Source organism: Allobosea sp. 2KB_26, assembly GCF_052115715.1.
Lineage (GTDB): Bacteria > Pseudomonadota > Alphaproteobacteria > Rhizobiales > Beijerinckiaceae > Allobosea.
In genome coordinates this window covers 344,304-360,722 of record NZ_JBFRHE010000004.1, presented here as the reverse complement: position 1 = coordinate 360,722, position 16,419 = coordinate 344,304, and the positions used below count along the sequence as shown (strand labels likewise).

General features: G+C 63.6%; 12 protein-coding genes. 3 read left to right on the top strand and 9 right to left on the bottom strand.

The features are described 5' to 3' along the window. Positions 1–350: 350 nt before the first annotated feature. The 9 genes from AB4099_RS15145 to AB4099_RS15105 form a co-directional block, all read right to left on the bottom strand. Positions 351–1,625 carry a polysaccharide biosynthesis/export family protein gene (locus AB4099_RS15145; protein WP_113516951.1) on the bottom strand — a complete coding sequence of 425 codons (1,275 nt, stop codon included), beginning with the start codon at positions 1,623–1,625 and terminating at the stop codon, positions 351–353. A 1-nt stretch (position 1,626) separates the two neighbouring features. After that, a complete protein-coding gene (locus AB4099_RS15140) occupies positions 1,627–2,892 on the bottom strand; it encodes a hypothetical protein (protein WP_162768298.1) in 1,266 nt (421 codons plus the stop codon). After that, positions 2,889–3,896 (bottom strand): SDR family NAD(P)-dependent oxidoreductase, encoded by a 1,008-nt coding sequence (locus AB4099_RS15135; protein WP_113516949.1) that lies wholly within the window; start codon positions 3,894–3,896, stop codon positions 2,889–2,891. The genes AB4099_RS15140 and AB4099_RS15135 overlap by 4 nt, the downstream gene beginning before the upstream one ends. Next, the gene (locus AB4099_RS15130) at positions 3,893–4,585 is read right to left on the bottom strand and encodes a sugar transferase (RefSeq protein ID WP_441478653.1); all 693 of its coding nucleotides are present in this window, start codon (positions 4,583–4,585) and stop codon (positions 3,893–3,895) included. Before AB4099_RS15130 ends, AB4099_RS15135 begins: the two co-directional genes overlap by 4 nt. Positions 4,586–4,629: 44 nt before the next feature. After that, a complete protein-coding gene (locus AB4099_RS15125) occupies positions 4,630–5,766 on the bottom strand; it encodes a DegT/DnrJ/EryC1/StrS family aminotransferase (RefSeq protein ID WP_441478652.1) in 1,137 nt (378 codons plus the stop codon). Between the two features lie 67 nt (positions 5,767–5,833). Then, a complete protein-coding gene (locus tag AB4099_RS15120; protein ID WP_113516946.1) occupies positions 5,834–6,553 on the bottom strand; it encodes a nucleotidyltransferase family protein in 720 nt (239 codons plus the stop codon). Between the two features lie 786 nt (positions 6,554–7,339). After that, complete coding sequence (locus AB4099_RS15115) at positions 7,340–8,074, bottom strand: nucleoside/nucleotide kinase family protein (protein ID WP_441478651.1); 735 nt, start codon at positions 8,072–8,074, stop codon at positions 7,340–7,342. A gap of 134 nt (positions 8,075–8,208) precedes the next feature. Then, the gene (locus tag AB4099_RS15110; protein WP_113517071.1) at positions 8,209–9,006 is read right to left on the bottom strand and encodes an FkbM family methyltransferase; all 798 of its coding nucleotides are present in this window, start codon (positions 9,004–9,006) and stop codon (positions 8,209–8,211) included. Positions 9,007–10,067: 1,061 nt separating this feature from the next. Next, a complete protein-coding gene (locus AB4099_RS15105) occupies positions 10,068–10,772 on the bottom strand; it encodes a helix-turn-helix transcriptional regulator (protein WP_162768297.1) in 705 nt (234 codons plus the stop codon). A 1,174-nt stretch (positions 10,773–11,946) separates the two neighbouring features. Between AB4099_RS15105 and AB4099_RS15100 the strand changes: the two genes are divergently transcribed. The 3 genes from AB4099_RS15100 to asnB are packed head-to-tail and all read left to right on the top strand — an operon-like array spanning position 11,947 to position 16,419. Then, positions 11,947–13,170 carry a glycosyltransferase family 4 protein gene (locus AB4099_RS15100; protein WP_113516942.1) on the top strand — a complete coding sequence of 408 codons (1,224 nt, stop codon included), beginning with the start codon at positions 11,947–11,949 and terminating at the stop codon, positions 13,168–13,170. Further along, a complete protein-coding gene (locus AB4099_RS15095; RefSeq protein WP_113516941.1) occupies positions 13,167–14,420 on the top strand; it encodes an O-antigen ligase family protein in 1,254 nt (417 codons plus the stop codon). Before AB4099_RS15100 ends, AB4099_RS15095 begins: the two co-directional genes overlap by 4 nt. 4 nt (positions 14,421–14,424) lie before the next feature. Beyond that, complete coding sequence (asnB, locus tag AB4099_RS15090) at positions 14,425–16,419, top strand: asparagine synthase (glutamine-hydrolyzing) (protein ID WP_441478650.1); 1,995 nt, start codon at positions 14,425–14,427, stop codon at positions 16,417–16,419.

The following is a 16,419-nucleotide window of genomic DNA, read 5'->3' as shown; positions in this document are numbered from 1 at the left end:
GCAGCTATCTCGACGTGGGCCCCGCTCCCGGCCGAGGCGGTCCGGCCTATCTCCAGGCGAACACGGCCAGCGGGCCACGGCAAACGGACTTCTTTGGCAACGACGTGCTGCCCCGCGCTCCATAGGTGCCTTGGAAATTTCAAACCCAGCCCGAGCCTTTGGCAAGGGTAGGTGCCTGGCCCGGTGAGATCAATTGCCCGGCCTGATCGCCCGCGTGTGCCCGAGAACCAAGACAGCCCCCAATGCCGGATGCGCTCATCGAGGCGCTGATGGAAAGGGTGCAGCGAAAGTTGGCTCGGCGTTCCCAGACGAATGCGCGGACGGCATCGGGGCCTCGATCCTGCTGACCGTTACTGGACGGCTGCAGCAGTGGCCCCCTCTCCGCGGAACACGGCCTCGATGACATCGCCCGGCTCGACCTCAGTGTCCTCGGTGGAGGGCAACCGCTGCCATTGCTGGCCGGCTTTCCGGACGATGACGACCTCCGAGCGAAGGTCGTTGCCTGCAGCTGGCATCGAGCTCACATTGCCGAGGGGGCGGAGCTTTTCGCTGATCGCCTGAATTCTCACGCTGAGATCCGCCAAGCGCAAATTGGAGTCCCTCAGCTCACGCAACAGAGTGATCCGCCGCTGGTTGGCGACGCGCTCGAGCTGGCGACCATATTCTTCGACCTGAAACCGCGTCCGCATCAACTGGGCCGTGGTTTCCAGGCGGCGCGATGACGACAGGAGCAGCGCGCGTCGGCTCTCGCTGATACGCTGGCTGACCAGGGCGCCGCTTCCAAACAGCTTATTGACCCGCTCGAGTTCCTGAGAATCGGCCTGCACTCCCTTTTCCTCTTCCTGCTCGCGCTGGATCAGCACCGTGACCTGTTCGCCTGCCTCCTTTACGGCGCGCTCCAGGAAACTCCGCTCGTCGCGGAAATCGGCCATCGAGATCTTGAGCGATTCCGCCTCGCTCTGGGCGACGCCCGAGGCCACGATCGTGGGCAGGGGCGAACTCCTCGGCGGGCGCAGATCAAAGGTCTCCTGATCATCCAGCTCAGCGCGCACGCGCAGCGCGTGGAAATATTCCTTCAGATACTCGGTCCAGAGCGAGTCGTGATCGCGCCTCATATCAACAGGATCCGGGCCGAGCTGCCCGGCACGAGAGCGCAGCAGGCTGTATCCGCCGGCAACAGTGATGGCCTGCCGAACCGTCATGGTCGGCCGATAGGCTTGCTGGCCGGGGGTGAGTACGTCGCCTGCGACATAGATCGGCCGGTATTCGGCAACCCAGGTGGTCACGTCGCCTGGCCTGACGACCTGGACCTGTTCGCGGCCGTCTGGAGCGCGAAATCGGAAGACCTTGGTCGGCATCAGCGCCTCCATCCGGGCCTGAAACTCCGCAGGAGTGAGGCCTGCGACGACGACCGAGCCGACAGCGGGCAATGCGATCGTGCCGTCGAGCTGGACTGTCGCGCGTTGGCGCTGATCCGGCAGTCCGGCCAGGGCCATCTCGATGGTATCGCCCGGGGCGAGCCGGTACGGAGCGCCGGCATGGGCTCCGCCACCCAGGCAGGCGGCCAAAAGGGCACCCGATGCGAGCCTGCCGAGGCTGGAAAGCTTGACTGCAAACAGGGTCATCTCACTGGCCTCTCGCGTCCTGTCCGGTAGGGGCGACCTCGTCGGGCCAATCCAGGCGCGAGACGAAATCGAAGACGGGGCCGCCTGCCTGCCCCCAATTGCTCGACCAGATGATCTGCGACCCATCGGGCGACGGCGAGGCGTGGGTCTCGCTCCAGTAGTCATGGGGCGCATTTCTGGTCTGCGCGATCCGCCGGAACTCGCCGCTGCCGTCGATCTTGAGTGCCAGGATTTCCTGCGCGAACGGCGCCCACCCCTCGTGGCGACCGACCTCGTCGGGCATCCCGGAATAGCTCAGGAAAACCCAGCCGGGCCGTCGCATCGCCAGGGAAGCGTGCTGAGCCTCGCCATAGCGGGTCAAAGCGGTGACTGCTCCGTCATCGAGACGCCGCTTGATGACCTGGAACTGATCGGGCGGCGCCTTGCTGATGCCGACATAGACTTCGCGCCCGTCCGCATCGACCGTCATGTCACCATGACCGGGCCGATGGTTCTCGGTCCAGCTCTGCACCAGAGCCCCTTCGAGCGTGAAAATGAAGGACTGGTTGGTCTCGTCCGGCAAGCTCTGGAGACAATAGACATGCAGGCCCAGCGGAGAGATTGAGCACGCATTGCTTTTGCCCGGAAGGTTGGCGAGCGCGATGTCGGGAAACTTCGTGCGGGTCGTCAGGTCGTAGGCGAAGGCAACCAGCGCCCCACTCTCCGAAAGTGCCCGTACGACAATGCGGCGACCGTCCCAGGACGGGTTTCCCTTGTACGGACCGAATTGCAGGTTGCGATGATGATTTGCGGTGTAGACCACTCGCTCGAGATTGGTTCGCGGCGCCCAGAACGAAACGGTCTGTCCCCCGACACAGATCATCAGCTCCGGATTGCGCGGGTGCCATTCGCATTCGCCGCTCCTGGTGCGCCGGAAGAGCGGCGCATAGCTGCGCCCATCGAGAAAACACAGGCCGTTGCAACCATTGACGATGACGAGGAGGCTCTGATCTGCGTTCCAGGCCTGGGCACTCGAATAACGATGGCTGCAATGGCCGGGGCCGCACACGATGCCGGAACCCAACGGACCCGGTTGTGTCACGCGTGTGAACGCCACTCCGAAGGCCGGATCCGATGCGGGTTGCAGATATCCGGGCAAAGGCATGTCCACTGGCGCGACCAGTTGCGCGGCGGAGAGGTTGTCGGCTGCGGCCGCGGGCCAGAATACCGGCACGAGCGCGGCGGCCATGAACGCCCCAAGCCATGATCTCGGGAGAACCGACCTCATGTGATGAAGTCCTTCTGGCGGCGAACCTGCCCGGCCGCCACGCGGGTAAGCCACCACGCGATCGTCCGTTCCAGGCCCTCGCGCAGACTCGTGCGCGGTCGCCAGCCGGTTTCGCGCTCGAAGCGGGAGCAGTCGGCCAGGAGTGCCCGCACCTCGGAATTAACCGGCCGCATCCGCGTCTCGTCGCGCAGGACCGGCTTCTGGCACGCGCTCAGCTCGCGGATCAGCTCGATCAGGTCCGCAACGGTCACCGCCCGCTGACTGCCCGCGTTATAGGCGTGTCCGTAGTCGACCGCGACTGCGCTGCCAGCGGCCATGAACGCTGCAACGGTGTCCTCGACGAAGGTCAGGTCCCTGATCGGCGTGGTGTCGCCCACCATGATGGCCGTGCAGGCCGGATCCAGCGCCTGGCGAATGATGGTGGGGATGATCGCCCGCTCGCTTTGACGCGGTCCGAACGTGTTGAACGGCCGGAGCGTCACGACCGGGAGCCCGAATGACCGGGCGAAGGCTTCGGCCATCATATCGGCGCCAATCTTGGACGCCGAATAGGGCGACTGGCCCTGCAGCGGATGAGATTCGCTGATCGGCATCGTCAGGGCGGTGCCATAGACTTCGCTGGTCGAGGTATGGACGATCCGCTCGGTGCCATGCTGGCGCGCCGCTTCGAGCACGTTCAGCGTCCCCAGGACGTTTGTTTCCACATAGGACTGGGCGGCCAGGTAGGAATGGGGAATGGCGATGAGAGCGGCGAGGTGGAAAACGATCTCCTGACCCTGCACGATTCGCCCGATGAACGCGGCGTCGCGAACATCTCCCCGCACGAGATTCAGCTGATTGCGGGTGGCCTCGGGAATATCGTCGAGCCAGCCATGGCTGTCGAAGGAGTTGTAGAGGGCAAGGGCCGTGACCTTGGCGCCGTCACGCACCAGCGCCTCGGTCAGATGGGACCCGATGAAGCCGTCGGCTCCGGTCACCAGCACACGCATGCCGCTGTAGCTCATTGAGCTGCTCCCTCGGACTTGGTTGCTTCGCGGGTTTCGGCCCCCCCTGGCCGGCCTGGCCGCTGCGCGGGCACGGCCTGCGGCGGGACCCAGCCGAAGACGGCTAGCACCCCCCGCATGAGCCACCCAATGTCGCCGACGACGCTGTGATGGGGGAAATAGGCGAGATCGAGCCGTGCCTTGGTCGGAAACAGCACGTCCCGATAGAAGCGCGTCGGGTCCATGTCCGGCGGGTAGAGACTGCCTTCGTTGCGGAACAGGATCTGACTTGGCCCCAACAGACCCGGCTTGTGCTCCAGAACCTGTTCGAAGCCATTCTGGAAGCAGTCGGCAAAGGCCAGCGACTCGGGACGCGGCCCGATAATGGCCATTTCGCCCCTCAGGACGTTCCAAAGTTGCGGCAGCTCATCGAGTTTGGTCGCAGCCAGAACGCGGCCAACCGGCGTCATGCGCCCGTCCTTGGCCATAGTCAGGGGACATCCCTCGGTGCCGCAGGTAGCCGCAAACTTCCGGAACTTGTACATGCGAAAGGGCTGGCCGCCCTTTCCCAGGCGGGCCTGGGAGAACAGGATCGGCCGACCGCCCTCCAGCCAGATGGCGCAGGCGATGACCAGCATGGGCAAGGCCAGGACCAGGGCAGCTGCAGATGCGACGATGATGTCGAAGGCGCGACTTGCGACCGCGTTCATATCGACGCCCGCCGCAGAATGCCTGACACGGATCTGGCGGGGTATCATGCGACGGCCTTGACGACTGTTTCGGCCTGAACGGCACGCGCCAATGTGCCCACGACCAGTTCGACCGTTTCGGCTTCCATCCGCGGGTGGAGCGGCAAGGTCAGCTCACGCAGCGCGAAATCTTCGGTTCGCGGCAACTGCACGCCGGGGCAGAGCTCACGGTAAAGCGTCATGAGATGGACCGGAGGGTAGTGTATCGTCGTCTGAATGCCGTTCTCCCGCAGGTGATCGATCACCTCCTGCCGCACCACACCGGCCGGCAAAACGACCGGCATGATGTGGAACGTGGATAGCCGCGGCTGCTGGAAAGGCACCGTGACGGACGGGCAGCGTTCGGCGATGAGCCGCCGATAATGCGCCACCAGGCGGCTCCTGACCTCGTTCCAGCCCGGCAGCTTCCGCAGCTGGACAAGACCGATGGCGGCCCGCATCTCGTCCATGCGATAGTTGAAGCCAAGCATGGTGACATCATAGGTCGGCGTGCGCGCGTTCAGGCGCTGGCGCGTTCCGCTGGTCATGCCGTGCCCCCGCGCCTGCCGGATCGTCTCGAGCAGGGCGGAATCGCGGGCGATGATCGCGCCGCCCTCGGCAGTGGTCATGTTCTTGTTACCGTAGAAGCTGAACGCCGCCGCTTCGCCGAAGGTCCCGACCTGCGGCAGCCCGGGCGCATGGGCCGCGTCCTCGATCAGAAGAAGCCCTTTCCGGCGGGCGAAGTCCCGCCAGGCCTCGCGATCAGCGAGATAGCCGGCAAAATGAACCAGAATGACGGCCTTGGTCCGCGCGGTGCAGCGGGCCTCGGCGTCGGCCAGCGACATCAGCGGGACATCCGCCGACTCGATATCGACGAAGACTGGGGTCGCGCCGACATAGACCACGCAGTTGGCGGTGGCGACGAAGGTCAGGGCGGGAACCAAAACCTCGTCGCCTGACCCCAGGCCCAGGGCGTGCAGAATGAGGTGGAGGGCCGCCGTACAGGAATTCACCGCGACCGAATCCGCGACGCCATGGGCTTCGGCAAAGGCCTGCTCGAAAGCTCTGACCCGGTCCCCCATGGTCAGCCAGCCACTGTCGATGACCTCTGAAAGGACAGTCTTCTCTTCGGGGCCCAGGATGGGCTCGGCAACCAGCAGCATGGAAGGCTCCATCTCGCGCGGCGGACAAGTCGCCGGCGCCGAGCGGCGCCGGCCGAACCGGGTGTCGTCAGGCTGCGACGGGGTGCTCGATGACAACGGACTGCTCGTCCCAGGCGACGTCCTGCGCCTTGTGGAAGTCGTCGACGCGGCCAATGTCGAGCCACACGCCCTCGTGCTTGAAAACGTGCACGGGCGTGCCATTTTCCAGCATCTGGAACATCAGGTCGTCGAACCCGAAGGGCACCCCGGACGGGATGAACTCGAACACCGACGGATCCATGCAGTACAAGCCCATGCTCACCAGATGCGGCAGCGCCGGCTTCTCCCGGAAGGTCTTGACCTCGCCGTCAACCTCGTCGATCACGCCGAAATCCATCTTGATCGTCCGTGTGGTCGTGGCGATGGTCACCGGCCCCGGATGGTGCCGATGGAAGCTGGCGAACTGGCTGAGGCTGATATCGGTGAGCACATCGCCGTTGAGCACGAGGAACGTGCTGTCGAGCTGGTCCCGCAGCAGCGAAAGCGGTCCGATCGTACCGAGCGGCTCGACCTCCTGGGTGTAGGTGATCTTCATGTTCCACTGCGCGCCGTCACCACAGAAACTGCGAATGAGGTGGCCGAGATATCCGGTCGTAACGAAGACCTCCTGGATGCCGTTCCGGCGGAGCCATTTGAGCAGCAGCTCCAGGACCGGCCTCGATCCGATCGGCATCAGCGGCTTCGGCAGAACCGAAGTATAGGGACGCAGACGGGTGCCCTTGCCGCCGCATTGGATCACAGCCTTCATCCGAGCCTCCTATAAGTGGTCTGCGGCTGCGTGCCGCTCCGGCTTGCTACGTGTGGCGCCGGGCGTGGCAGTGGTGGGGTGCCTGGAACGTCACGGCACAAGGCACCGGTTGGATCACCACGCACACAATTCACCCGGTCATCTGGGAGAGGATGCTATGAGCGCCGTAACCCACTGTCTTCGTTCGTTTGCATGATGGAGGTGCGGGCATGCCGCCATCGGCTCCTCTGCCTCCAGATCCGGCGCCACGTATTTCCAGCGATAGCCTTCGTTGCCCTCGCGGGCAGCCTCCCTATCCCGCCTCTCCTGAAATGGAAGCCGGCTAGCGGGTCCGGTGCAGGTTCCAAGCCGCCCCTTCGGCAAAGGGGCTCAGGGATGAAGCTGCGAGCCATCAAGGCATCGGCCCGAAAAGTGGATTGCGGTTTTCGGGAAAGGCGAGGCAAAGACAAAGGGTTAGATTATCGGACTGGATACGGTATCCGGTCCGATGATCTAACCCTCTTCACTGACAAGACCGCGCGACGCAGGCTACGGGCGCCCGATGATGGCGGCCAGCGCAGCGGCTACCCCCGCCCGGCGCAATCCACCTGGCATTGAGTGAAGTCCTGGCTCTCGCGGGCGATAGCCTCGACCCCAAGGCCGATGATCGCGGCGACCTCCGACACGGCCTGGGCGCGGGCCATCCGAGCCGCGGCCTCCCAGAGCGAAAGAATCCGTCCGGGAAGTGGATTGCGATTCTCCGGAAATACGGCGCAATCGGCCGGATACGAGACCCGGTCCGATGCTCTAATGGGAGAGCGCCGCATAGCCGCGTGCTGTGGGCTCCTTCGCGACGGCTCGCGATGGGCGCACCCTTGCAAGAACTGCGGCGGTGATCCGATCGATCGACAGATTCCGGCTGGGGACATCGATGCTGCTGACCCGGATCATGGGGAGCCCCCGCGCGCTGACCAGATCCGAGATCAGGTCGACATGGTCGACGTGGTCCAGGCTGCCTTGCAGGTCGATTTCGAGGTAGCGCTGAAGCGGGCCGATCTTCTGCCGGCGGTCCCTAAGGCGCGCCTCCAGAAGGGGGCGTGGCGCGTCGAAGCGGATGAGCAGGTCCGGCTTCGGCACGCAGTCGAGCGCGCGTCCGACAGGGTCGCGCTCGATTATGCCGCTGAGCAGAACGAGCGAGGCCACTGCCTGGACCATGCCCTGATCGAAGATCGTGATCGCATCCGAGGATTGAGCCGCAGCCCATTCGCGGTGAAGAAGTGCCAGGAGCCAGTGCAGGCGAACGACCCAGAGCCGGTCCTTCGGTGGCAGGATCCTGAAGAGCTCCGCAAGGCCGTCGGCCGGACCGGCGGAGCTGAGCAACCGGGCGCTAGCGAGGCATTTGAAGATAACGCGTCTCAGCGGATGCGCCCGCACACCGATCAGGGGGGTCACGACATAGCCGAGACCTCGCAGATGGGCGGTCAGGGCAGACGCCATCGTCGTCTTTCCCGCCCCGGACGGCCCGAACATCTCCAGGATCATCGCGAGCCTCTTCCTCTTGCCTTGACGCTCAAAGTCGCGCCCTGACTTCGGAAAATTAGGCCAAACAGAGAGATGTTGATCTCTATGTCCAGAAAATCGTCATGCGAATTTTGTTTATCCAAGTCGAATAGGCCTTATATCCACTCCCTAAACAATATCCCATCGCTCTCTATCGTATTTCTTATATTTGATTCCGCTACAATTTTGATTTCTCTCTCGATACGCTTCATATAAATTGAATGAAATTCGATATAAGCAGCATATAGCTCCCTATGAGCCCCGGTATTTATCATATCAAATAATATTTCGTATTCCGCACCTTCGACATCGAGCTTGAGAACGACTACATCATACAACATTCTCTTCGCCATAATGAGATTCGACAGCGAGAATGTCTCGACGAGGTCAGAATCCGTATCCGCCGCGTCATAGAGGCTGCTATTGTGTTCGGGAACGATCGATCGCCCTTCATAGGTCGGTTGCCGCCGATCGGGCGGAGGCCCAAACAACTTGGTGAAGCCGTCCCGGACGCTCGCCGCCTTACCGATGATCTCGATATTTGCGCTCGAGCTCGCCTGGAGGGCCTGAAGATATGGCAGGCAACTCTTGTTGGGCTCGATCATGATGAAATCGAAATACTCTTTCGTATAGTATCGACTGAATACGCTATATCCCTGCCCGACATTTGACCCGCAATCAATGAAAAGCCCTCGCCCATGGGAACTGTTCTTTATCTTGGCGATAGCCCGCTTGGCGTCAGCGGACACGGCAATCCGCACGCGCATTGATCGAACTGGGGCGCTCAACGATAGAGCCGACAACTCGAGAAATCGGAGTGCACCCTCGTCCTGCAAGACATCGGCTGACTGCTGAAGCTTTGCCGAGAGTCTGGCACTGAGACGTCCGGCTGCCCCCATTGCGGCGTTAGTCATTCCCACCTCCATGACCGCAATAAGCCTTGAGCGATGTGCGGTCTTACCTGCCACGCGCCCGGCCCATTCTTATCCAAGCATCGCTCCATCCCTGATCGACGGAACTCCGTCCCATCCCCATCGTCGAGCCCCGGCGCCAATCGACTTCTGCCTGTGGCCCCCGAGCACATCATGGCTGCGCAGTCTCGCGAAGCAGCGGGTCAGGCCGTTGCAGGACACTATGGAGCCGCTCTGCGTGCGTCATCGTCCGTTCGAAGGATACTGCGGACGCTCTCCCTGCGGGCCGAAAGGCCGTCAGGAATGCCATCCGATAGTCGGAGAGATCACGCCTTCGCCAGCAATCCGCCTGGAACGTCATTGCCCCCGTCAGACCACTCCGGCGTCGGAGCAAGGCAGGCAACAGGTTGGCGCCCCTCAAAACCCGCGGTTGCGACAGACGTCCGTGTTTGCCGCATCAGACCGGCGCATCCGCAAGGGCGTAGCGGGCCGGCTCCTCACCTGTCCTTGCGATGTGAGGAGAAGCGATGCAGAGCTTCCGTTCGCCGAGCGGCCCGCATCGCCGCGGTGTCTTGGCTCCGCACAGCAACCGATGCCCCCGGTCGAAGTCAAAACCACCAATCCGCCTCGCCGAAAGTCCTACTTCGAACCTCGATATCGCTTCGACCACGTTCGGCGCAGGACAAGACCAGCCGCGAGCCCGATCGCGCTGCCGGCAATACTACACGCCGCATCGACAACCCGTGGCGTGCGTCCCGGAATCCAATATTGGGCCAGTTCGAAACCGACGGCGCCAATGATCAGTAAGGCGGCAGACCAGGGGGCGCCCTTGCGTCCGTAGACCACCGCGAAAATTCCGCCCGTGACCGCATAGGCAAACACGTGCTCCAGCTCGGGTGGTGCTTGGGTTCTGAACTCGATGCTTCCGGGCAGGATCGAGGCAATGCCGACGAGGGAGAAGGCGCACCAAGCGACAGCCCGCCATCGCCTCCAGCGGACAAGCCTGTCGATACCGGCGCTGCGCGGCTCCGGGTCGAGGCGGCGCGCGGAAGCGAGCCCGCCCCTCACGGCAGAACCGCGACGCGGGCGAGCAACGTGACCAGCTCCGCCTGGCGTCTGGTCTGTGTCTTGGCGAAGACCGAAGCCAGCTGGGAGCGAATGGTGGTTCGGCTGAGACGCCGACTGCGGGCGACATCCGCCGGCACGTCGCCGCGCGCCATTTGAAGCGCCAGGCGCGTCTCGGCCATGGTCAGGCCAAACATGCGCTGAAGCATGAAGGGATTGGGCTCCAGATGAGCGTCAAGATCGAGAAGCATGACCACACTGGTGCCGTCCGGCATGTCGTCCGCGACCTGATTGAGAACGAGAGGCGCATCGTCCTTGTCCGAAATGACGATCCAGGTCAGCGGGCCGAGTGACGGGCGGTTCGGCGCGCGCGCGATCAAACGCTTGAAGGCGCTCGTCAGTTGGTCGAGACCTTGAACCGCGCCCGCCTCGCGGCCAAGGATCAGCCGGGCCGTGGCGTTGGCTTCGACGATCTTCCGGCGGTCCTCGAGGACAAGATAGCCGCAGCCGATGCGGTCGAGCATGCTCAGGGCCACGGTGCCGCGATAATTGCTCGGGGGCGCTACGCCCGCCCCGCCCTCCTCCTGGTCGAGAACCGGGGACGCACCAAGAGGCCCGACAAGGCCGGCATTCAAAGGCATAGCATGACGGACGGGCGCACCCAGACGCGCCGGCGCTTCGACAGATCCGCTGACCAATGACATATCGGCACTCTCCTCGATGTTCCGCATTCCGGACCAGAGATTATCCGCTTATCCTCACTCCAAAAACCATGTCGGTTGAGATGACGCGACCACTCGCAGCTCTAATAAACTTAATTGCTGCAACATATCGCACATAAGGAGAGAGGATCTAATACATATATACTCAAATTACCTTTGATTATGTCGTCGATATGGAAATTTATCTTCGATATTCGTACGCTCCGAACACATTACTATAGAACAATATCGGAACCATGAGGGAACAATATCAGAAAACCTCCGAGCGAAAACGCATTCAAAGGAGCCAGTCGACCTACACCCAAAGGTTAAGGTCCCGCCCCCCCAAAAGGCCATGCCGGCCGGCCTGTGTACATCGGCCGTTGCCCCAGGCAAGAAAGGGCTAACCAAATTGGATTAACGGGTTGCGGCGGGGCAGCAGGCGGGCTCATGCCAGCGTGACACGAATGCTGGCAGCCCCCGGTACGGAACGGGATTTGAGTTTCCGTTCGTGTGGCTAAGGCAGGGGCGATCATCGCCATCAGCCCGCAGGGATAGAACCCCGCCAGCAGCCGCCTTCGACGGACGCGAGCCCCTGGGCCTGCCCCCCATCAGGGTAGGTTCGCTCCGAGGCCGTTTCGAGATCAATGCCGCCGCTGCACGCACAAATTCGTGACGATCTGGAAATGCGTCGGGACACTTACGTTCTCTCCGCTCCTTGCACAGTTGGCCGGCGGCCCGGTCTTCGCGCCCGGGCGCTACCGCGGCACCTCTTCCGTCCGCCCGCCCGAATGGGGACATCACGCGTCTGCCAGCACATGAACCGGTGGCCGCCGGCGCCGATTCGGCCTCTTCTACGCAACCTATAGCGTGAGGGAGAAGCTGTCGGCTTGACGACCAACAACCTGCCGCCTCGGAAGCGAAGAGGCCTGCGATCGCCGGACTGCCTCCTCGACGATGCGGAAACGGACTGATGCCGCCGGCCTACGCCACTCACGTCCGGTTCCGATCCGTCATCCAAATGAATGAGGACAGTGCACAGCCTGCTCCATACCGTGATTTCCTGCCGGATACGGTCCTATGGGGCAGGAGCGAGCCGGAAAAGGTCATCAGGCCGAGCGCTTGCACTCAGGGGTCAAGCCCCCTGCAGTTCCAGCTCCTGGCAGGAGGAGTCAAAATGGTTCCGCATGTGCTTTGCGTGGGAGGGGAGGACCATTCGCTGCGCATCCCGTTCCTCGCAGCCTTGCAGGACCGCGGCTTTCGGATAACGGCGGCCTCGACCACAGACGGAGCCGCCTTTTTGCAAGCCGGCCTGGCTCATCGGCGTTATCAATTCGACCGGTTCGACAGTCGCGGCGCCGACCTCGCTGCCATTCGCCAACTCGCGAGAATGATCGCGGATACCGGTCCGGATATCATCCAAACCTTCGATACCAAGCCCAATCTGCTGGCACCCCTCGCAGTGCGGGGCAAGGTCGCCGTGGTGCGGACCATCAATGGGATGGGCTGGGTGTTCTCCTCCAAGACGGCCCGTGCGCTCGCCCTCCGGCCGGTCTACTGCGCCTTGCAATGGCTCGCCTCCCGCTGGACCGCGGCTACGGTTTTCCAGAACCGCGACGACAAGGCCTATTTCGAGAGTCACAGGCTGGTTCCGGGGGAGCGCGCTCATTTGATCCGCGGCTCAGGCATCGACATTGCCGCCTTCGATCGATCGCACGCCTGTGGCCCCGCCACTGCCGCGCTAAGGGAACAGCTCGGCCTCGGGACGGCCGAGATCGTCATCACGGTCAGCAGACTGACGCAGCAGAAGGGAATTCCGACACTGCTGGAGGCTGCTTCGCTGGTCAGGAAGGCGCGCCCGGGTGTGCGCTTCCTGCTCGTCGGTCCACGAGAAAGTGAAGGGCCCTTCGCGGTCGCTCAGGACGAGATCGACCGGCAGGCGCCCGATGTGATGGCGCTGGGCGCGAGGAAAGACGTGCCGGCCCTGCTCGGCCTTGCAGACCTGTTCGTCCTGCCAACGGAATACCGGGAGGGGATCCCGCGCGTGCTGCTGGAGGCCGGCCTTGCAGGCTTACCGATCGTCACGACCGACATGCCCGGCTGCAGCGATGTGGTCACGCATCACTGGAACGGTCTCCTCGTGCCGCCGCGCGACCCGGGCGCTCTCGCCGGCAGCATCCTCGAGCTCCTCGCAGACCGGCGCAGTGCGCTTGAAATGGGTGGTCGATCCGTGGCGCTGGTTCGGCGCGAATTCGGGCTCTCGACGATCGTCGGACATTACGCGGAACTCTATCGGCAGGTTCTGTCGGAACAGGGTCGTACGGACAAGGCTGCGGGCAGGTCGCGATCACCGGTTCTGGAGGGGGCCCGCGCGCTCCGCGGTGTCGGAGAAGGGGAATGATCCGAAATGCGCTCCTCGGAGCGGGGCTCGTGCTGTCTTCCGCATCGCAGCTCCGCCTTCCCGGCCTGCCGATCGGCTTAGGCGAGCTCTGCCTCGCGCTCTGGATCGGCCTGTCGGCGACCCGATTTCTGGCCGGGTACCCGATGGCGGCCAGTTCCGCCTTGACCCGACTGAGCGCATTCTGGGCCGTGTTCGCGCTCACCTTGAGCATCGGTGCGTGCATCGGACTTCTCTTCGATCCGCTGATCGACATCGGCGCCATGGTGCACGACTCCACGGCCTATCTGCTCATGGCCTGCGTGACGATATTGTCCATCGCCGAACCAGACAGTGACGACCGCCTGCGGCAGACGGCCTGGTTTGTCATCGTCTTCGGCAATATCGGCCTCGCGCTGCAGATTGCCATCGGCTGGGGGCTGCTTCCTCAGGGCTCACTCGATCCATGGTACTGGGATCGCTTTCGTGGCTGGTCCGAGAATCCCAACCAGGCTGCGCTCTATTGCGCCGTGTTTGGCCCGCTCGCGCTCCATCTGGCGATGAGTGCGGAGACAGGCTTCGGCCGCTTCTCCGGCTTCGCTTTGGCGGTCCTGCCCGTGGTCTTCGGGCGATTGACGAAAAGCGACGCCTTCTTGGGTGCGACGGTCATCTCGACCACGTTCCTGATCGGGTTGCGGCTGCGCACCTGGCTGGCCATGCCGGGATACAGCATGCGTTACATCGCAGCCGTCCTCTTCATCCTGGCCGCCCCGCCCACCACGATCGCGCTGTTGCCCTACGGCATCGCCGCTGCCGATGAGGCGGAGGATTTCGCCAAAAGCCTGGCCAAGGACAAGGGCGGGGACGGGACCGTAGCCACAGCCAATCTGCGGTTTCTGCTGTGGCAGCAGGCGCTGCTGAAAGGGTTGGGGTCTGCCTCCCTGGGCCTGGGTCCGGGGCCGCATTCCGAACGTCCCACGGGTCCTAACCCACAGAACCTGCCCGGCCCGTTCGAGGCCCACAGCACGCCCCTCGACCTGTACACGCAAGGAGGCGTGCTGGGCCTCGCCACTCTCGGGTGGCTCGTCGGCAGCACCCTCTTGCTCACGCTGCACGCCCGTTTCGATGCCCTCTCGGCACTGATCTGCTCCGTGGCGGTGTTCAGCATCAGCCACTTCATTCTTCGCCACCCGATCTTCTGGTTCGCCCTCGCCCTATGTTTGGCCGAGGGCTGCACACGAAGGCCGACGGCGTCCGCTCATTACGGGAGATGACAGGATGTGCGGGATTGCGGGTATCCTTCTGCCCCCCGACGCTGCGGACCCCGCGTTATTGGGCGCGATCAAGCCGATGACGGCTTCCATTCGCCATCGTGGACCGGACAGCGACGGGTTTTGGAGTGACCGTGATGCCGGCATCGCGCTGGGGCATCGACGCCTCGCAATCGTCGACCTGACCGAGGCCGGCCACCAGCCGATGCTTTCCCACAGCGGACGGCTGGTCATGACCTTCAACGGCGAGGTCTATAATTTCCATACCCTGCGCCGCGAACTGGAAGATCTCGGGCATAGCTTCCGTGGAGGCAGCGACACCGAGGTGATGCTCAGCGCGATCGAGAGCTGGGGTTTGGAGAGGGCGCTCCAGCGCTTCACCGGCATGTTCGCACTCGGCCTCTGGGACCGAAAGGCGCGTGTTCTCCACCTGGTCCGAGATCGGATGGGCAAGAAGCCACTCTACGTCGCGCGCATCGGACGTGCCCTTGTGTTTGCCTCCGAGCTGAAGGCAATTCGTACCTTTCCGGGCTTTCAAGCCCGGATCGATCGCGAGGCTGTGGCCGCCATGCTGGCGCGCGGCACGATGCCGGATCGGTGCTGCATCTGGCACGATGTGTTCAAGCTGCCCCCTGGAGCCATGCTGTCGGTGAGCGCCGACGAGATTGCCGACGCTCCCGACACCGCAACTCTCAAGGCGAGGATCCACCAGTGGTGGTCCCTGGCTGCCGTGGCCGAGGAGGGGCGGAAGAATCCGTTCATTTCGGACGATGCCGAGCTGGTCGCGGAGCTTGACGAACTGCTTCGTCTTGCCGTGCGCGAGCGGATGGTCGCCGACGTTCCGCTCGGCGCATTCCTCTCCGGGGGAATCGACAGCTCGACCGTCGTCGCGCTGATGCAGGCCCAGTCCGACAGGCCGGTGCGCACATTCACGATTGCCTTTCGCGAACGGGGCTACGACGAGTCGGTCGAGGCCGGTCGTGTCGCCCGGCACCTCGGGACAGACCACACGGAGCTGCATCTGACGCCGGCGGAGGCTCGCGAGGTCATCCCCGAATTGCCGCGCATCTGGGACGAACCGTTCGCCGACTGGTCACAAATCCCGACCCTGCTCGTCTCCCGCCTCGCTCGCACCGACGTGACCGTGGCGCTGTCGGGCGATGGCGGCGATGAATGCTTTGCCGGCTACTCAAGGCATTTTCTTGCGGTGAGACTCGCTTCGCTGCTCGGTCTACCCCCCATTCTCCGTCGCACCGCCGCTGACTTCCTGGTTCATCTGGCGAATGGCGCAAGCGAGGATATCGTCAATCGGCTGCCGGTGCCGGACAGGCTGCGGCGCTCGCTGCGCGGCGACCGCCTGAGGCGCCTTTCCGATCTTTTCGCTGCAAACGGAGACCAGGAAATCTACCGCCGGCTGACGCGTGTCTCGGAGCTAACCCTGTCGCGCGACGCCGAAGCTGCCGAGCCCGATGCTCCCGTCCTCGACGATCTGGTGTCGCAACTGATCTTTCGGGACATGACGGGATATCTCACGAGCGACATTCTGGTGAAGCTCGACCGGGCAAGCATGGCGACGAGCCTGGAAGCCCGCTGTCCGCTTTTGGATCATCGTGTCGTCGAATTCGCGTGGCGCCTGCCGACAGCCGTCAAGGTGCGCCACGGCCAGGGCAAGTGGATCCTGCGACAGGTACTTGCACGCTATCTGCCCCGGCACCTGTTCGAGCGCCCCAAGCAAGGCTTCGACGTGCCTGTCGGCTCTTGGTTGAAGGGCCCGCTACGGGCCTGGGCAGCCGACCTGCTGACGGAATCGCGGTTGCGGCGCCACGATCTTCTCGACGCGGCGGCGGTCCAAGCGTGCTGGGCGGAGCACCTGAGCGGCCGCCGCGACCATTCGCTTGCGCTTTGGGCTGTGCTGATGCTCGAGGCCTGGCTCGACGAGGGCGCGGGTCCGCCAGCCGCCACGCCGGTCGGCGAACTCGACCTCGCATTGCAGGGGAGCTGA

Bases quoted from the DNA above. Each gene is read 5' to 3' on its own strand.
- AB4099_RS15135 (WP_113516949.1), bottom strand. From the start codon at position 3,896: ATGAGCTACAGCGGCATGCGTGTGCTGGTGACCGGAGCCGACGGCTTC.
- AB4099_RS15140 (WP_162768298.1), bottom strand. From the start codon at position 2,892: ATGAGGTCGGTTCTCCCGAGATCATGGCTTGGGGCGTTCATGGCCGCC.
- AB4099_RS15130 (WP_441478653.1), bottom strand. From the start codon at position 4,585: ATGAACGCGGTCGCAAGTCGCGCCTTCGACATCATCGTCGCATCTGCA.
- AB4099_RS15110 (WP_113517071.1), bottom strand. From the start codon at position 9,006: ATGACTAACGCCGCAATGGGGGCAGCCGGACGTCTCAGTGCCAGACTC.
- AB4099_RS15105 (WP_162768297.1), bottom strand. From the start codon at position 10,772: ATGTCATTGGTCAGCGGATCTGTCGAAGCGCCGGCGCGTCTGGGTGCG.
- AB4099_RS15095 (WP_113516941.1), top strand. From the start codon at position 13,167: ATGATCCGAAATGCGCTCCTCGGAGCGGGGCTCGTGCTGTCTTCCGCA.
- AB4099_RS15145 (WP_113516951.1), bottom strand. From the start codon at position 1,625: ATGACCCTGTTTGCAGTCAAGCTTTCCAGCCTCGGCAGGCTCGCATCG.
- asnB (WP_441478650.1), top strand. From the start codon at position 14,425: ATGTGCGGGATTGCGGGTATCCTTCTGCCCCCCGACGCTGCGGACCCC.
- AB4099_RS15115 (WP_441478651.1), bottom strand. From the start codon at position 8,074: ATGATCCTGGAGATGTTCGGGCCGTCCGGGGCGGGAAAGACGACGATG.
- AB4099_RS15120 (WP_113516946.1), bottom strand. From the start codon at position 6,553: ATGAAGGCTGTGATCCAATGCGGCGGCAAGGGCACCCGTCTGCGTCCC.
- AB4099_RS15100 (WP_113516942.1), top strand. From the start codon at position 11,947: ATGGTTCCGCATGTGCTTTGCGTGGGAGGGGAGGACCATTCGCTGCGC.
- AB4099_RS15125 (WP_441478652.1), bottom strand. From the start codon at position 5,766: ATGCTGCTGGTTGCCGAGCCCATCCTGGGCCCCGAAGAGAAGACTGTC.